Origin of the sequence: Psychromonas aquatilis, from assembly GCF_038155185.1 — a bacterium.
GTDB classification, from domain to species: Bacteria; Pseudomonadota; Gammaproteobacteria; order Enterobacterales; family Psychromonadaceae; genus Psychromonas; species Psychromonas aquatilis.
The window spans coordinates 20,441-38,997 of record NZ_JBAKAZ010000031.1 but is presented as its reverse complement, the minus strand read 5'-3'; the positions used below and the strand labels follow the sequence as shown (position 1 = coordinate 38,997).

Annotated in this window: 16 protein-coding genes; 9 read left to right on the top strand and 7 right to left on the bottom strand. The window is 37.2% G+C overall.

From position 1 onward, the window contains the following. The first annotated feature begins 363 nt into the window (after positions 1-363). The 7 genes from V6256_RS09425 (at position 364) to V6256_RS09395 (ending at position 7,673) form a co-directional block, all read left to right on the top strand. Complete coding sequence (locus V6256_RS09425) at positions 364-681, top strand: ArsR/SmtB family transcription factor (RefSeq protein ID WP_341597960.1); 318 nt, start codon at positions 364-366, stop codon at positions 679-681. A gap of 31 nt (positions 682-712) precedes the next feature. Further along, complete coding sequence (locus V6256_RS09420; protein ID WP_341597959.1) at positions 713-1,129, top strand: YeeE/YedE family protein; 417 nt, start codon at positions 713-715, stop codon at positions 1,127-1,129. 2 nt (positions 1,130-1,131) lie between these two features. Further along, on the top strand, positions 1,132-1,542 hold the full coding sequence (locus V6256_RS09415) for a DUF6691 family protein (protein ID WP_341597958.1): 411 nt from the start codon (positions 1,132-1,134) through the stop codon (positions 1,540-1,542). 172 nt (positions 1,543-1,714) lie between these two features. Further along, positions 1,715-2,911: an MFS transporter gene (locus V6256_RS09410; protein WP_341597957.1), complete on the top strand. Its 1,197-nt coding sequence runs from the start codon at positions 1,715-1,717 to the stop codon at positions 2,909-2,911. 335 nt (positions 2,912-3,246) lie between these two features. Then, positions 3,247-4,209, top strand: coding sequence for a 2-hydroxyacid dehydrogenase (locus V6256_RS09405; RefSeq protein ID WP_341597956.1), 963 nt, complete (start codon positions 3,247-3,249; stop codon positions 4,207-4,209). Positions 4,210-4,629: 420 nt separating this feature from the next. After that, positions 4,630-5,556, top strand: coding sequence for a bile acid:sodium symporter family protein (locus tag V6256_RS09400; protein ID WP_341597955.1), 927 nt, complete (start codon positions 4,630-4,632; stop codon positions 5,554-5,556). Between the two features lie 197 nt (positions 5,557-5,753). Then, the gene (locus V6256_RS09395) at positions 5,754-7,673 is read left to right on the top strand and encodes a putative bifunctional diguanylate cyclase/phosphodiesterase (RefSeq protein ID WP_341597954.1); all 1,920 of its coding nucleotides are present in this window, start codon (positions 5,754-5,756) and stop codon (positions 7,671-7,673) included. A gap of 54 nt (positions 7,674-7,727) precedes the next feature. Here the strand turns inward: V6256_RS09395 and V6256_RS09390 are convergent, their stop codons facing one another. The 3 genes from V6256_RS09390 to V6256_RS09380 form a co-directional block, all read right to left on the bottom strand. After that, positions 7,728-8,573, bottom strand: coding sequence for a DMT family transporter (locus V6256_RS09390; RefSeq protein ID WP_341597953.1), 846 nt, complete (start codon positions 8,571-8,573; stop codon positions 7,728-7,730). Between the two features lie 93 nt (positions 8,574-8,666). Continuing rightward, on the bottom strand, positions 8,667-9,764 hold the full coding sequence (locus V6256_RS09385; protein ID WP_341597952.1) for an alkene reductase: 1,098 nt from the start codon (positions 9,762-9,764) through the stop codon (positions 8,667-8,669). Positions 9,765-9,926: 162 nt separating this feature from the next. Further along, the gene (locus V6256_RS09380; RefSeq protein ID WP_341597951.1) at positions 9,927-10,550 is read right to left on the bottom strand and encodes an alpha-ketoglutarate-dependent dioxygenase AlkB family protein; all 624 of its coding nucleotides are present in this window, start codon (positions 10,548-10,550) and stop codon (positions 9,927-9,929) included. Between the two features lie 241 nt (positions 10,551-10,791). Between V6256_RS09380 and V6256_RS09375 the strand changes: the two genes are divergently transcribed. Both V6256_RS09375 and V6256_RS09370 read left to right on the top strand, forming a co-directional pair. After that, positions 10,792-11,610, top strand: a complete 819-nt coding sequence (locus V6256_RS09375; protein WP_341597950.1) for a mechanosensitive ion channel family protein — start codon at positions 10,792-10,794, stop codon at positions 11,608-11,610. Between the two features lie 311 nt (positions 11,611-11,921). Then, positions 11,922-13,274, top strand: a complete 1,353-nt coding sequence (locus V6256_RS09370) for a PepSY-associated TM helix domain-containing protein (RefSeq protein ID WP_341597949.1) — start codon at positions 11,922-11,924, stop codon at positions 13,272-13,274. A 92-nt stretch (positions 13,275-13,366) separates the two neighbouring features. Here the strand turns inward: V6256_RS09370 and V6256_RS09365 are convergent, their stop codons facing one another. The 4 genes from V6256_RS09365 to V6256_RS09350 all read right to left on the bottom strand — a co-directional run bounded on the left by V6256_RS09365 (position 13,367) and on the right by V6256_RS09350 (position 18,339). Continuing rightward, complete coding sequence (locus V6256_RS09365; RefSeq protein WP_341597948.1) at positions 13,367-14,224, bottom strand: carboxylate/amino acid/amine transporter; 858 nt, start codon at positions 14,222-14,224, stop codon at positions 13,367-13,369. Between the two features lie 135 nt (positions 14,225-14,359). Then, the gene (gene aptA, locus V6256_RS09360; protein ID WP_341597947.1) at positions 14,360-15,691 is read right to left on the bottom strand and encodes an omega-aminotransferase AptA; all 1,332 of its coding nucleotides are present in this window, start codon (positions 15,689-15,691) and stop codon (positions 14,360-14,362) included. A gap of 25 nt (positions 15,692-15,716) precedes the next feature. Then, positions 15,717-16,991, bottom strand: a complete 1,275-nt coding sequence (preA, locus tag V6256_RS09355; protein WP_341597946.1) for an NAD-dependent dihydropyrimidine dehydrogenase subunit PreA — start codon at positions 16,989-16,991, stop codon at positions 15,717-15,719. A gap of 1 nt (position 16,992) precedes the next feature. Further along, entirely contained in the window at positions 16,993-18,339 is a 1,347-nt protein-coding gene (locus V6256_RS09350; RefSeq protein WP_341597945.1) for an NAD(P)-dependent oxidoreductase, read from the bottom strand. Positions 18,340-18,557: the final 218 nt, after the last annotated feature.

The following is an 18,557-nucleotide window of genomic DNA, read 5'->3' as shown; positions in this document are numbered from 1 at the left end:
CAGTCATTTTTCCTGCGCAAAATTTAGATCACTTATTTAATATAATTGGTATAAGGCAAACCACAGTTAGCAAATGAAATATGAGGCCCACGCTCTAACATAATTATTTCTGCATGCTCATCCAAACGGCGTGCTCTTGCAGCGGCAGAAGCACCACCAGCAACATCACTATTTTCTTAGACATAAACACTCCCCTGAGATTAGTAATAATATAAACAAAGAAGAGGCAAGCCTCTCCAATACTCTACCAATAATTAAATCACACCAATATATATTAGAAAATACTAATGTAGAAAAAACTAAATTAGCTTAAAGTGGAAATAAAAAAGTGTAATTATCTGCATAAAAGTATTGAAGGTAGTTATGCAAAATAAATTAGACTTAATTAATGAAAATGTTGAAGAAGCCACTGACTTTTTAAAGATCATGGCCCATAAAGATAGGATGCTAGTTTTATGCTTATTGTCTGAAGGGGAAATGGGAGTCGCAAAATTAAGGGAATATAGTAACCTCAGTCAATCGGCCTTTTCTCAACATTTAAGTGTGTTAAAAAAACACCAGCTAGTCAAAGTTCGTAAACAATCACAACTGGTGTTTTATTCTCTCGCAGACCAGCGGGTCAATATTATATTAAAAGCCATGCAACAGGCTTTTTGCCCAACCTTAACATCGGAAGAGTAACTTTTTCTACTTTACATTAGGTGACGTTATTATGGAAAACTTAACACTTTGGCCGTCATTAATTGGCGGTGCATTATTAGGGTTATCAGCAACTTTATTAATGTTGTTTACTGGTAAAACGGCGGGTATCAGTGGTATTTTCGGTGGGCTATTAACTAGAAACAAGGGGCAACGACTATGGCGTTGGGCATTTTTGCTAGGCATGGCCTCTAGCATTTATCTGCTAAATCCATTTTCATTTTCCTTACCACAATTTGATGGGCAGCCTTTACTTTATATTATCGCGGGACTTTTTGTGGGCTTTGGTACGCGATTAGGTAATGGCTGTACCAGTGGACACGGCATTGTTGGCATTGGTCGTTTATCAAAACGTTCAATCGTAGCAACCTGTGTATTCATACTGGTAGCCATTTTGGTTGTATTTATTCGTCGTCAACTGGGGCTATAACTATGTTAATACTGATCGCATTAATATCTGGATTATTATTTGGCACAGGTATGATCGTGTCTAATATGGTTGATCCGAGTAAAGTAATTGCTTTTTTAGATGTCACTGGTCATTGGGATCCTAGTTTAGCTTTTGTCATCATTGGTGCATTAACCGTTTTTGCACCTTGTTATCACCTTATAATTAAAAAACGAAAACATGCTATTAACGGTGATACTTTTTCGTACCCTAACAAGACGAATGTCGACTCAAAACTTATCTTAGGCGCAACATGTTTTGGAATTGGATGGGGTATCGCTGGATTATGTCCAGGTCCGGTGTTGACCAGCATCTCAGGTGGCGCTAGCGAAATATTTATTTTTATTATCAGCATGGCCGTTGGAATGGGTATTGCAGCGAAAGTAAATAAATAATATCTCTCAATGACCTTATTAGTCATCCATAATAACTTGAAATTATAGATGACTAATACACACTTTATAATTACACTGTCTCAATTTTTCATGAGCATTAACATGTAGCGTTCAGCTAGTCCACTACAGAGCTTAAACTTTGCCATGTTAACTACGTTTGTTTAGGATTATTGTGACTTATAGCGCTTCATCTACACCATTAAACCGCACTGCCATCATATTAGCCTTAGCTTTAGGTACTTTTGTTTTAGGGTTAACAGAATTCTCAATGATGCCAATGTTGCCATTAATCAGTGAGACTTTTAATACAACCCCTTCACAATCAGGCTACGCAATTAGTGCTTATGCGATGGGTGTTGTTGTCGGAGCTCCAATCTTAATGCTGTCCACTGCCAATATGCGTAGGCGTAAAGCATTACTTATCTTTTTAACATTAATGTTTATTGGAAATGGGCTTAGTGCGCTAGCTAACTCTTTGAACCAGTTAATTATTTTCCGTTTTTTAAGTGGGCTACCTCATGGCGCTTATTTTGGTGCGGCATTACTATTAGCAGCAGAAATAGCACCAACAGGAAAGCGTTCTAGCTTTATGTCAAAAATATTTATGGGCTTAACAATCGCTACTATTGTAGGTGTCCCTTTAGTTACTTTAGTCGGGCAAAATCTTAGTTGGCGTTATTGTCTTGCAGGTGCATCAATTTTATCGTTAATCGCTTATATTTGTGTTTATAAGATAGTGCCTAATGTTGATAACAGTAAACCCTCTAATTTAATCAATGAGTTTAATGTATTAAAAGACAAACTAGTTTGGTCAATTTTAGGCATTGCTATTATTGGCTTTGGTGGGGTATTTTGTATTTATACTTATATTGCAGATACCATTCTAGATATTACGCATACACCCGCTTATACCATTTCAATTGCCATGATCATGTTTGGTGTCGGTTGTACTATTGGCAATTACTTTATGGGTAAGGCTGCTGATATTTCAGCTATTAAAGCAACGGGTATCTGCCTTATTCTAACCATCATTTTTGCACTTATGTATGTAGAAGCCAGCCACCATATTTGGCAGTTATATATCATCGTATTCCTGATCGGGTGTAGTATTGGGCTATCAACACTGATTCAAACATTATTAATGGATGTATCACCTGATGGCCACGCAATGATAGGTGCACTGGTCCAGTGTTCATTTAATCTTGCAAATGCTTTAGGTCCTTGGCTTGGCGGTATCGCAATTGCAAATGGAGCATTACCCAATGAAACAGGTTATGTCGCAGCAGCCTTGTTTTTAGGTGGGTTTATTATGTGGTTATTAAGCTACTTACAATTAAAAAATAAAAGTAAATTAGTGTTAGCATCATAATCAACCATTCAATAAAAGAGCCTTTTTTTACTAACATTAAGGCTCTTTTATTTGCAACCGATAGCTCACCAGCCTGCAAAAATATACCTTCTAAATCACGTATGTTAATCCCCTCTTTTCTTTTAATGCTTAATAAATTTAATGAGATTCAGTCTTAGCGAGATAAGAAATATTTAGTGACCTCTCAAAAATTCAATACGATGACAAATAAAATTGTTATCGATAGTCTATATAAGTAATAATCTCTGTTTTAACAATAAAAGATTTCTCTTAAAAGCCAATACTTTAGGTTTAGGTTAGCGACTCACTAACACAATAAATAACAAGGCAATAAAATGAAAGATAAAGTCGTTTTATATAAAAAAATTCCAGAGCAACAACAGCAATCATTAAGCCAAACCTTTAATCTCGTTTGTTTTGATAAAATAGATGAAAATAACCTAGAGCAGTTTCTCAATGAGATAAAAGATGCTGTAGGCCTGATTGGTGCAGGCTTCAAATTAGATAAAAACATCCTAAAACATGCCCCACATTTAAAAGTAATATCTACTATTTCCGTTGGTTATGATCATTTTGACCTCGATTATCTTAAACAACATAACATTGCATTAATGCATACCCCTAATGTGTTAACAGAAACTACCGCAGATACCATTTTTTCTTTGATAATGTGTACAGCTAGACGAACCACTGAACTGAATAACCTTGTTCGCTCAGGGGCGTGGGTCAATAATTTAAAAGATGCCTATTTTGGCATTGATGTTTATGGAAAAAAACTTGGGATACTGGGCATGGGACGCATCGGTTACGCTGTCGCAAAGCGCGCTCATTTAGGTTTTGATATGCAAGTAAATTATTATAACCGCAGTGCGAATAGCGCAGCAGAAACAAACTTAAAAGCACAAAAAATGGAGTTAGATGAGCTATTAGCAACCTCTGACTTTGTCTGTTCAATCTTACCCGCTAATCAGCAAACAGACTTATTGATCGGTCAAAGAGAGTTGGCCTTAATGAAAAGTTCAGCGATATTTATTAATGGCGGACGCGGTAATGTTGTTGATGAAGATGCGCTTGCTAAGGCATTGCAAGATCGCACAATTAGAGCTGCAGGCCTGGATGTTTATAAGGTCGAGCCTCTTCCTACTTCATCTCCATTAATGGACTTAGATAATATTGTTCTTTTCCCTCATATCGGCTCAGCAACAGCAGAAACAAGACTGGCTATGATTGATTGTGCAATAGACAACTTAGTCGCCGCTTATCACGGCGATTTGTCAAAAAACTGTGTTAGCCACTAAATTAGAGTCAATTATGACAGGTTACTTCAGCAAATAATGAACGGTACCTGTCATAACAATTCAATCGCTAACGGTAGCGCTCATTATCTATGATGCCTTTTCCATAACTATTGCAATCAGCCTTGTACAAGCATATTCTTCATTTCTTTTTTAACTTTACTCATTATCGATTGTATTAATGATACATAGCAGAAACTAACCATCTCTACTTAGTGACGCTCAGTACTAAATACAATTAATACCAATTATATTAAATAAGTGATCTAAATTTTGCGCAGAAAAAATGACTTAGTTTAAGGCGTAATTTGAGTTAAATAGTTGTTCTATTTGCGAAAATTACAACGAAGAAATAAGTTATTTTAGCAAGTAAAATAGATCAGTTAATTAGTGTGATTGGTATAATATAAGAATGGACTCATCATGATCAAAACAATTACTAACCTATTCCCTGTATGGGCAATCTTACTGTCAGTACTGGCTTTTTTACAGCCTGACACCTTTACTTCGTTTAAAGGTTATATCGTCCCATTATTAACAATTATTATGCTGGCCATGGGGTTGACCTTAACACCTAAAGACTTCGCCAATGTCAGTAAAAACTTCAAAGCGGTTTCTGTTGGTGTGATCCTGCAGTTTACCATTATGCCTATTGTCGCTTTAACTATAGCTACCCTATTAAACTTTGATGCAAATCTGACTGTTGGTTTAGTTCTTGTGGGAGCTGTGGCAGGAGGAACAAGCAGTAATGTCATGTGTTTCTTAGCAAAGGGCGATGTGGCATTATCGATTTCCATGACAGCTATTAGTACTTTATTAGGCGTTATTTTTACACCATTATTGGTTGAAATTTTTGCTGGAAAAGCTATTGATATCCCAGTAGCTGGTATGATTGTTAGTTTAATAAAAATTGTACTTGTACCTGTTGTTCTAGGTGTTTTACTTAATACAATTTTACACAAACCCATTCAAAAAATAGCCCCTTCATTACCAGTTATTTCAATGATTGCGATTGTATTGATCATTGCTATCGTAGTGGCATTAAATGCAACAAAATTAGTTGAGGTAGGTGCAATGGTAGCATTAGCCGTTATTCTCCATAATTCATTTGGTTTATTAGCAGGTTATTTGATTACTAAAAAACTTGGTTTCGAAGAGAAGGTTTGTCGTACAATCGCTTTTGAAGTTGGTTTACAGAACTCTGGTTTAGCAACAGCGTTAGCAATGAAGTTTTTTGCGCCTACTGCTGCAATTGCAGGCACTATTTTTTCTGTATGGCATAATATTAGTGGTTCTATTTTAGCAGGTTATTGGTCTCGTAATATTGAGAAAAAAACACCTCAACAATAATATACTTGGCAATGGTGAGCAGCGTCATCATTGCCCTCCTTTTACTTTTCATTTTCTAAATCCCAAACCTATTTATAAATAGCTATATATCAATAAAAAAGGTCAGAATTACTTTATAGATAGTTTTTTATTCTTGGTCTATGATGAATGCCCCTTACAACCTAAGTTTCTTAAATAAACAATAGTGATTTCTACCTATGACGCTACAAATAGAGCAGCTACAAACTGCAGTGTGGATTTATGATATTGACCACCATGTTATTTTAGAAGCAAATCACGCCGCCCTCAATTTATGGAATAGTCCGTCCTATGAAGAGTTATTTAGTAGGAACTTTGAGTCAGAGCAATCTGAGGCCGTTAAAGAAAATATGCAGCAATTTAAACATGCTTTCCTTAAAAATGAAGTGCTTTATAAAGTTTGGGAATTCCGGCCTAAGAACCAAATAAAAGTAGCTTTATGTCAAATCTCAGGTGTTTACTTAAATGATGGTCGACTGGCAATGCAGGTAGAGGCATCGCAAATACCTCCAGAAAGTAACTTTCAACATCAAGGTACTACTATTATCTCTTTATCGGCGTTTAGTGGGGAGTTAATCAGTTCAAATCCTCCCTTTACAAAGACTTTTGGGAATGAGTTTAATCAACTTGCTAATTTATTTTGTGAAATTGACTGTTTTAAAAACCTAATATACGTCTTATCAAAGCACTCTACTTACGAAACAGAAGCGATTTTACACACAGAAAAGGGTAAAAAATGGTTTAAAGTGATTGCCAATGTAGTTAATCGCTCTAATCAAGAGGCTCATATACTACTCAATTATCACGACATTCACGATAGTAAAATGAATGCAAAGAAGCGATATTTACCGATTTGTGAAGACTCATTAACAGGGTTAATTAATAGGCAAGGTTTATCTGATAGGTTAAAGAACCTGTTCATCCACGAAAAACCTTTTGCTATGTTGTATATTGATTTGGATGGTTTTACATTGATCAATGATTCTCTAGGTCATTCACAAGGGGATAATATTTTACTCGACGTCGCGCTGCGACTTAAAGCTATTCACCCTAACAATATAGTCTGTCGTTGTAGTGGTGATGAGTTTATTTATATTATAGAAAGTAAGCTCAGCAAAAGTGATGTATCTCAAGCGTGTCAAAAAATCCTTGACGTTCTTAGCCTTCCTTATAAAAACCCTTATGGTAGAGATATCTCTGTTTCTGCCAGTATCGGCATTGCAAGCTACCCTATTCATAGTTGTAATTTTGAATCTTTAGTAAGTGCATCTGATACTGCCATGCGCCAAGCCAAAAAATCAGGGAAAAAACAATGGATATATTTTCAACCTGAAATGGAAGATGCCAAAAAAAGGTTAAGCTTGCTGTCTCAAAAATTATCTTTTGCAATCAAAAACAAAGAATTAAGTTTGCATTATCAGCCGATTGTTGATGTATCCACTCCACAACATAAAATGGTGTCCTTAGAAGCTCTGTTAAGGTGGAATAACCCTGAACTTGGCTTTATCTCACCAGAAGAGGCAATCAAAGTAGCAGAGCAAACTGGATTAATTTATGAGATAGAAAACTGGGTTTTACAACAAGCGATTCACGACTTAGTTAGGTTTAAGCAACACTTCCATGAAGACTTAACCATGGCGGTTAACTTATCTGCTTTACATATTATTAACCAAAAAACTGTTCAGCCTATTTTAAATATGCTAGCAGAAAAAAGTTTACAACCTACCGACTTAATTATCGAATTGACTGAAAGTGTTCTACTTACTGGTCTTCATAAACAAGAAAACTCAATACAACCATTAATTGATAGTGATATAAAGTTACATATAGATGATTTCGGGACTGGCTACTCGTCCTTAGCCTATCTTCACCAATTACCCGCCTCAACCGTCAAAGTTGATAAGGCATTCTTAAACTACATTGAAGCCAATACAACGACCTTAGAGTATATACAAAAACTTATTAGTACCCTTTCAATGAGGGCCTTAATAGAGGGGATAGAGACCAAGCAACAAGCTGAAACCTTAAAGGGAATTGGTTATACACTACAACAAGGATATTATCACGGCAAACCAAAGCCAATAGAATATTACCTTTAATCGCTATAATGCTTTCAATCGCAATAATTGAAAGCATAAAGGAAAGCATTGAGGTTATTTTTTTGACAGTTTTATATAGACAAATAAAGACAGAAAGATAACACCCGCACCAAGCATTTTTTGGACTTGCAGTACTTCACCTAACATGGTCATACTTAATACCAGTGTCCACACGGGCTCCAGAATCATAATTAATGCCGCCGTTTCAATCTTAACGGAAAACTGCCCAAGGGTTTGAAATAAATAGCGAATTGAAGTAGCAACTAACGTTGAAACAACAAACCAAAATACTACTGATTGGGTTAATTCTAATTGTACTTCTCGAGTCAATAAGACATATACACTACTTATCACTCCCACTGTAAATAGCTGTAAGAAGATTGCCACTAGTGGCTTTACCGAATTTGTTACTCTTTTATTAAACACAAAATGCATTGAAAATAATGCGGCAGAAAGTAAAAAACACCATTGGCTTTTTTCAACTTGCCAGCCGTGTGTTAAGGACAATAACATCATACCAATAACGGCAAGCGGCAAAGCCAGCCAAAATGCTCGGTTGGGCTTCACACGGAAAAATAACCAAGAAGTAAAAGGAGCAATAATCATGGCTAAACTCATAATAAATGCACCTTCAGAAAGGCTATTGGTGATGGATATGGCAAATATCCATACCTGAATGCCCAGTGTTAACAACAGTCCAACAAAACAAACTGAAAGAACTTGTTTTAAGCTTAATTGAAGTACTTCTTTATAACAAAAGGGTAATAAAATAAAACTTGCGATTAGGAAGCGAGCGGCAATAAAGGCGTCCCCTGGCACTCCTTCAATAACCAACTTTGAAGCAATCCAGCCTATAGCTGCCAGTATTGTTGCTAATACTAAATGGTATTCACCGCGCATGTGAGTCTCTTTTATTTCATTGACGACAAAAAAGCAACCTGGTAAACCAAGGTTGCTTTTTTGTGTAGGATTAATTGTATTTTATTGAGGTAACTAATTATTATATTCGGGATAATCCGATAAGCCTTTTTCAGACCCGCCAAATAATGTATCGGGATCATGTGTTGCTAATGGATAGCCATTTTTAATACGTGATGGTAAATCCGGATTAGCCACAAAAGGTCGGCCAAATCCAATCATATCAGCTAAACCATCCTCAATAATTGCCTCTGCTTTGGCTGCATTATAACGACCTGCATAAATTAATACACCTTTATAAACGTTACGCACCTTTTCTTTGAATGCTATAGGTGTATCAGGGGCATCATCCCAATCAACTTCCGCAATATGAATATATACAACATTAAGCTTATCTAGCAACGCAGCAGCTGCGACATAGGTTTCAACCGGCGTATCATCAACAGTGCCATTTAAAGAAGTAAATGGCGCTAAACGAACACCAACACGATCCGCCCCTATCACGTCGACCATCGCCGTAACAACTTCAGCTAAAAAACGAAGTCTGTTTTCAATACTACCACCATATTGATCCGTTCGGTTATTCGCATTTGAGTCGATGAATTGATTAATCAAGTAGCCATTAGCAGCATGTAACTCAATACCATCAAAACCAGCTTCTATCGCATTTAATGCAGCTTGTTTATATTCTTGGATAACAGTTTGAATATCTTCTTCTGTCATTTCACGTGGCGTAACTACATCAACAAAACCAGGCTCTCCTATTCCGTTATCAACGAATACTTTTACATTTTCAGCTTTTATAGCTGAAGAGGAAATAGGTTGCACCCCACCCGTATTATCAGGATGTGTCACGCGTCCTACATGCCAGAGTTGAGCAAACATCAGCCCACCATTTGCATGAACAGCTTTTGTCACTTTTTTCCATCCAGCTATTTGTTCTGGACTATAAATCCCCGGTGTCCAAGCATAACCTTGCCCTAAAGGTGATATTTGAGTCCCTTCACCGACGATCAAACCTGCACCAGCGCGCTGTGCATAATATTTAGCCATTATATCGTTAGCTTCATTGCCCGGTTGGGTTGCTCTAGAACGAGTCATTGGCGGCATAACAATACGATTTTTTAATGTTAATTTACCTAATTGTAAGGGTTGGAATAATGATTCAGTCATGCTTTTACCTCGTGGATATATTCTATCAATGCGACGGTGATGTTAATTAGTCAGATTAATATACGTTACCTAACAACAATAAATAAATTATTGTTTATTATCTAAATCATTATTTTTTGTTATCAATTGAATACCAGTGCTGGTTTTACAAAGATAAAGCGACTACCGTCTCGGTTTAATGGTACGAAAAGTTAAATTAATACGCGGCGTACTGACTTTTTTAGTGGGAGGTAAGCGGTGTAACCAATGATCTTGGGTTTGTCCTTTCATAACCAGTAAACTACCGTGCTGTAAAACAATAGAGTGGGTTTCTTGTGACACCTTATGCTTAAAAGAAAACTTTCTTTCAGCGCCAAGACTTAATGAAGCAATTGCACCATTTTTGAGTAAATCTTTTTCACTATCACTATGCCAAGTCATTCCCTCTTCACCATCATGATAAAGATTTAACAAACAAGCATTAAATTGATACCCGGTTATTTTTTCAATGCGCTCTTTTAATTCAATTAACTCTTGCGTCCAAGGTAAAGCAACTTTAGTTGTATTTGAGTAGGTATACTTAAAGGCAGTATCCGCATACCAAGCAACTTTTCGTTTGGTAATCGTTAGCTCGCCAAAATAACTCGCTTGATCATTTGTCCATTGAATTTTAGTCAATAAAGCATCAAAATATTTATCAGATTCGTCAATAGGAATGACCACACCATGATATTCAACTCGTCCATCTTGTTTAATAATAGGAATCGGTTCAACCTCTAAATCTGCAAATAAATCTTCCGTAAACACTGTCTTTCTCCCGTTATTAAAAACAATTCAATTTAACACCTCTAAAAGGGTAACGACACGTATTAAAATATTACTTTAAAATCAAAAAGTTAAATTCTTAATATAAATTATTTCATAGTCTGCGTTATATACATTATAATGTGCAACATCTTATTCAGATGAAAACTAACAATACTGAAGATATTTAAACAAATTAAACACTTTATTAACATTACACTTTACAAACATTAAGGAAAGAAAAATGAATGCAGAAGGAATGATGGATTTAGTCACAACTAAGTCATTAGAATATGGTCCGAAAATAATTGCGGCTGTTGTAGTCTGGGTTATTGGGGCATGGGTTATTAAGCTATTATTAGGTGGCTTAGATAAGCTAATGAATAAAAGCAATGTTGACGCATCATTAAAACCATTTTTACATAGCTTAGTGGGTATGGCCCTCAAAGTGATGTTGGCTATATCAGTACTTGGGATGGTTGGTATCGAAATGACCTCTTTTGTTGCGATCTTAGCAGCAGCAGGTTTAGCAGTAGGTATGGCATTATCAGGCACACTGCAAAATTTTGCAGGCGGCGTGATGATTTTAATATTTAAACCTTTTAAAGTGGGCGATTTTATTACAGCACAAGGCCATTCTGGTACTGTTAGAGAAATTCAAATCTTTAACACAATCTTGAAAACTGCTGATAACAAAACAATCATTTTACCAAACGGTGGTTTATCTACAGGCTCAATGGTTAACTTCTCAACAGAAGAAAAACGTCGTGTAGATTGGACAATTGGCGTTGCTTACGGCGATGACTTAGATAAAACACGTGCTGTTATCCAACGTCTTTGTGATGCAGACGAGCGTATTTTAAAAGAAACGCCTGTTGTTATTGTCGTTTCTGAATTAGCTGACAGCTCTGTTAACTTCGCTGTTCGTGCATGGGTTAAAGCTCCTAATTACTGGGGTGTATTCTTCGATATGAATGAAAATGTTTACAAAACATTTGCAAAAGAAGGTCTTAACATTCCTTTCCCACAAATGGATGTACATGTACATAAACAAGAAGGTTAATTAATTTAACCGATTAACCTAAAGCCCTGAGTGTTCTTCACTGAGGGCTTTTTTATTACCGCTTCCCTAAAAAACTCTTATTGTAACTTCCTTAAAAGCCTGCGTTATAAAGGTCAAAATAAAGGCAATAAAAAGCCCTTTCCTGTTTTTTTTATGTATAATTCTGTGGTTTTTATTAACCATTTTCTAAGCTTTAATTTGAACAACAAAAATGGTTAACCCCCCTGCTATTTTTACAGCTGGCATAATCTATCTAACGATTGAAAAGCTGTCATTATGTTGATTTAAATAACACTTAACTAGGATAATAAATGAATAACTCCAAGTCTTTTTACTTGTCAGTTTGGCGTTGGCACTTTTACGCAGGCTTATATACTGTCCCATTCTTGCTCATGTTAGCAATAACTGGGTTAATGATGCTTTACTCCCCTGTTGTGGAAAAATGGACAAATCAAGACTTGTATAATGTACAGCAAGTATCAAGTACGCCACTGACTTTTGAGGCTCAAAAAGAACTAGTCGCTCAAGCATATCCAAATGACTTAATTAAATCGGTTCACGCTCTTCGAGATATTTCTGAATCCACCCGCTTTCAAGTTATTCAAGACGGTGAAGCACTTTCTGTGTTTGTCGACCCATACCAAGGCAAAGTATTAGGAGATATATCAATATCTGACTCCCTTTACTCTTGGGCTGATAATACTCATGGGACCTTCATGATAGGTGATACAGGAGATAAATTAATTGAAATAGCCATTAGTTTTACAGTGCTATTAGTGATCACAGGTGCTTATTTATGGTGGCCTCGTGGCTCTACCACATTAAAAGAATCACTAAAGATTAGTTGTAATAAAGGCCGCGCATTCTGGAAAGATTTACATTCAGTGATTGGTATCTGGGTTTCAATCATATTGTTATTTTTCTGTATTTCAGGCCTTGCTTGGGCAAGCGTATGGGGCGGGTCAATGTTGCAAGCTTGGAGTACTTTTCCAATGCAACAAAGCGCAACTAGTGTTTCTTCCAAATTGACTCATAATGACCTTAATGTCAAAGGTTTAAAACAAATCCCTTGGGGCTTAGAACAAGCAGCCCTACCAGAATCTGCGAATACAAATACTCCTGATGTTATCGGTCTTGATAAAATAGTCTCACAAAGCAAAGCATTAGGTTTTACACAATTTCAAGTATTTTTTCCAAAAGGTGAAACTGGTGTTTATACTGCTTCTGCTAGCTCAATGAGTAAAGATATAGAAAATGCGACCGATGATAGAACTGTACATTTTGATCAATATACAGGCGAAGTCATCGTTGATATTGGTTATCAAGATTATAGCTTAGCTGCAAAGGCAATGGCTGTCGGTATCTCTTTACATATGGGACAATGGGGCGTGTTAAACTATATTGTTAATACGTTATTTTGTTTAGCAGTGATCATGATCTGCATTACTGGAATAGTTATGTGGTGGATGCGTAGACCTGCTGGAAAATTTGCTTTATCTGCACCTCAACAGCCAAAAGATCTAGCGCTATGGAAACATGCGACTTGGATAATATTATTACTATCAATACTATTTCCATTAGGGGCGGCGGCAATGGCTGTTGTGATCATTATTGATCGCATCTTATTATTCATTGCACCCAAAATAAGCGCAGTATTCAATTAATTTATACTCTCGACGCTGTCTAGCAATACCTATTGATCTGTCAGGCAGCGTCGAAATTAAAGCACTTAATTTAGTAAAAGTGATTGGTTTATTTAAAGTGCTTTATTCTTTTTACTAAAATATTGATTAATCAATAATGCCAATAAAATAATCACTGCCCCAAGACCTAGTCTCATAATATCAGCTTCTTTATTCCAAATAAGTACATTAACCACAATACCTGCCGGAATAAGGAGGTTATTCATGACCGCTAATGTACCAACATTCACTAATGTTGCGCCCTTATTCCAAGCAAAATAACCGACCCCAGATGCAACTGTGCCTAAATACATAAGAATGCCCCATTGTAACGTCGTTGTAGGCAGTTTTTCAGGGTTACCAAACAGTAAATAACAAACAATCGCTACGCATAATGCTCCAATAAAGAACCAACCAAATACGGTTTTATGGTCAAGCTGACGGTCAGCCATTAAACGCTTATAAGTAACTTGTCCAGTTGCAAAGCAAAGGTTAGCAGCCTGTACCAATAATAAGCCGATGATGAAGTTATCATTAATATTCTCGTAACGAATAGCTACGGCACCTAATACCGCAATAATTGCGACTAAAAAGAATTTGGGGTTAAAGCGCTTATCAATTGCATCATTGATCAAGGTAATATAAATCGGCGTCATAACAGTAAACAATAGGACTTCTGGTACTGATAAGTACAAAAAGGAATGGTAATAGAAGCTATACATTGCCCCTAATTGAATCGCACCAATTAACATTAGCTTTAATGCAATGTGGGCAGGTGTTTGCCTCACTTTTAAAAAAGGTAAAAAAACCAATGTTGCTAAAACAATCCGTAGTAAAACACTAAACCAAGCGTCTACTTGACCTGCTAGGAAAACACCGATCAAACTAAACGAAAATGCCCACAGCAAAGTCACTGCCAATAAATAAATCATATTAATTCCATTTTAATCATTAAGGTGCATAGTTTACCTCAATTATTAATAACAAACATAGTGACTTACTGAAGGACTTTTAAAAGCCTTTACCAAGATAAAGGCTTAGCAATCATGTGGCTAGTTAAAACTAAATTAAGCTATTTCGTTGAATGTTTCACCGAGTGCATTAATTAAAGAATCAATTTCGTGTTTTTCCGTTGTAAATGGCAATCCCAATTGAATGGTATTACCACCGTAACGAACAAAAAATCCTTTCTCCCACATTTTCATACCAATTAAATAAGGACGTAATGCAGGGTCACTAGCAGGCGCGATGCTAAAACCAGCGGTAAATGCATAGTTTCTAATATCGGTGACATGTTTACATCCTTTTAAACTATGTACAGCTTGTTCAAAATAATCACTTAACGCACTCACTCTTTCAGGAATTTTTTCTTGTTGCAAAAGATTTAAAGTCGCTAAGCCTGCGGCGCAGGCAACAGGATGAGCTGAATAAGTATAACCATGAGGAAACTCTAGAAGATGCTCCGCACCACTTTGTTCCATATAAGTGTCATAAATCTCTTGCTTGGCGATCACAGCTCCCATCGGGATCACACCATTCGTCACTTGCTTAGCAACATTGATTATATCTGGTACTACGCCAAATGCCTCGGCACCTGTTTTCGCTCCCATTCTGCCGAAACAGCAAATAACTTCATCAAATATTAATAAGATATTATGCTCATCACAAATCTCACGTAATCGGTTCAAATAACCGACAGGCGGGGGGATAACACCAGCAGAACCAGATAAGGGCTCCACAATTACCGCTGCGATATTAGAAGCATCATGTAGGGCAATCAAATCCAACAACTCGTTTGCTAGTGTTTTGCCATGTTCTGGTTGACCTTTGCTAAACAGGTTTTCAGGCAACATAGTATGACGTAAATGATCGACCTCCACTACAGGTCCAAATAAAGCACGATTACCGCCGATACCGCCAACCGAAATTCCGCCAAAATTACTGCCGTGATAACCTAACCCGCGACCAATTAGTTTAGTTTTGCTTGGCAACCCTTTTTTACGCCAATACCCTCTTGCCATTTTTAATGATGTTTCTGCAGATTCAGAGCCAGAAGTTGTGAAAAAAACACGATTTAACCCTTGCGGCATAAACTCTGTTATTTTCTCAGCCAGTTGAAATGATTTTTCATGCCCAAATTGAAACCCAGGGGAATAATCTAAGGTTTTTAACTGGGTACTGACTGCTTCTATAATTTCTTCTCGACCATGGCCTAAACCTGTACACCATAGCCCAGATAAACCATCGAATATTTTTCGCCCTTGTGAATCAAAGTAATACCGACCTGATGCAGAAGCAATAATTCTTGGGTCTTTTTTAAATTCACGGTTGCTTGTATATGGCATCCAATGAGCATCGAGCTGCGCTTGTGTTAATCCACTTTTCAATTGTTGCTTCATTCATCACCTCACTGTTTATAATTTGTTATGCTTTTACTCGATGCGGATTACGCTCGTCTTCCATCCAGCTCATATAAGGTTGCCCCTTTGAACGCTCTTCCATGGTGATACAATCATCAACAGGACATGTAATTTCACATAAATTACACCCCACACAGTTATCATCTATAATCCCAAAACTGTTGGTTCCATCTTCATGTGACGTCACAGTAATCGCTTGATGAGAGGTATCTTCACAGGCTTGATAACAGCGCCCACAACCAATACACTTATCTTCATCAATACTTGCAACCACTTTATAGTTCATATTTAAGTGCTTCCAATCTGTGGTATTAGGTACCGCTAGACCTTTAAAGTCGTCGATACTTTCATAACCTTTACTGTCCATCCAATTCGATAAGCCTTCCTTCATTTCAGTAACGATATTAAATCCATAAATCATTGCCGCAGTACATACTTGCACTGAGCCAGCACCCAGTGCAATAAACTCAGCCGCATCTCGCCAATTTCCAATACCACCTATCCCTGAAATAGGTAACCCAGCGGTTTCTGGATCGCGAGCTATCTCACTGGTCATACTCAATGCAATAGGTTTAACAGCGGGGCCACAATACCCCCCATGTGTACTTTTTCCATCTACCATTGGGCGTGCAGACATCGCATCAAGGTCAATACCAGTAATAGAGTTAATTGTATTAATCAGTGACACCGCATCTGCACCACCATTTTTAGCGGCGCGTGCAGGAAAACGCACGTCGGTAATATTAGGCGTTAATTTGACAATAACAGGCATTTTACTGTGCTCTTTACACCAGCGAGTGACCATTTCAACGTACTCTGGCACTTGACCAACCGCAGCACCCATACCACGCTCTGGCATACCATGAGGACAGCCAAAATTAAGCTCAACACCATCAGCTCCGGTTGCTTCTACTTGCTTCAAAATGCTTTTCCAGATGGACTCTTCACAGGGCATCATAAGCGAGACGACTAAAGCACGGTCAGGCCAACTTTTTTTAACCGCTTCAATTTCACGTAAATTAATTTCTAAACTACGATCGGTAATTAATTCAATATTATTAAAGCCCGAGACATCCCCATTATGATCATAAAGCGCTGAATAGCGAGATGACACATTAACTGGCGCAGGATCTTCGCCTAATGTTTTCCAAACAACGCCCCCCCACCCTGCTTCATAAGCACGTTCAACGTTATACGCTTTATCTGTTGGCGGCGCAGAAGCGAGCCAAAATGGATTAGGTGCCTTGATACCGACAAAATCTATTGATAAATCAGCCATATTATTTCTCCTCTGACGCTGTAAGTGATTGATGAATTGCTAATGCAGCTAATTTACCTTGCTGAACGGCTTCAACAGTTAAATCTTGTCCTACTCCTGTACAATCTCCACCAGCAAAAACACCGTCAATACTGGTCAATTGATTATGAAAAGTAGCGACTTTGCCATTACTAATCGTTGGAATAAGTTGTTCTGTTTGTGGGTAAGCCATTTTTTGACCAACGGCTTTAAATACTGCGCTACATGGAATATCAAATGCTTCATCGCTACTAATTAACTTACCCTCATCGAGATAAGTTTTATTGAAGGTCATTGACGTTAACGCCCCTTCATTATCGACATTAATTTTGCTTGGTTGGCTCCATGTTTTAATTCTTACTTGATGGTTTTTTGCAATTTGTTGCTCATGACTTGTCGCGCTCATTTGCTCTTCACCACGGCGATATACTAGGGTTACTTCCTCGGTGCCTAGACGTTTAAGCTGACAAGCAATATCGATTGCTGTATTACCAGCACCAATCACAATGGCACTGTCTTTAGGAATGGTTAACTGGTTAATATCTGAGGCTTGACGTAACTCCTTAATATAATCAACGGAGTTAATAATATTAGGGTTATCTTCATCCTCTAAATAAAGTGAGGCACTATCTTGTAAACCAATACTTAAAAATACTGCATCAAAGTCTGCTTTGAGTTTCTCTAAGGTAATATCTTTTCCTAACGCAGTATCATAATGTACTGAAATGCCACCAACACTTAGAATAAAATCAACCTCTTTTTGAGCGAAATTATCGGTCAGCTTATATTTTGCAATACCGTATTCATTTAAGCCGCCTGCTTTAGTTTGTGCTTCAAACACTTCGACATCATTACCTAATAACGATAAACGATGAGCACAACTCAACCCAGCAGGTCCTCCGCCAACAACGGCAATTTTTTTACCTGTCGCGGTAGCACGCTCAAAAGGATGCCCTTCAAATTCAGCATTATCTGTTGCATGGCGCTGTAGTAATCCAATTTTTACAGGGGATTTTTCTTCTTCATGATTTCTCACACAAGCTTGTTCACACAAAATTTCAGTCGGGCAAACTCGCGCACAACTTCCGCCCATAATATTTTCTGTATAAATCGTTTTTGCAGCGCCCGTTAAGTCATCAGCATGTATGCTGGCAATAAAACTTGGGATGTTAATTTTAGAAGGGCAAGCTTTAATACAAGGCGCATCATAACAGTAATAGCAACGTGAGCTCTCTAGCCCAGCTTGCCGAGCGCTTAATGCAGGGTTAATATCCTTAAACATCTGATCTAATGCTAATTGTTGCTGCGAATAGTTTTTTGAATTGTCCATATTCATCACTATGATATCTCCTATAAAGAATTAATATTCAGCAGGTCTTATTTGCCCGTTGACTAAAAATAATGCAATCCACAAGCCAACTAGCTGACCATTAGGTCAACAAGTTTAAAAAAATTATTCGATCACTCTAAGTTTTTGTTTAATAAGAAATTAAATTTAAGTTATAATTTCAATTATTAATCAATAGTTTATTGAAAATAATTATCACT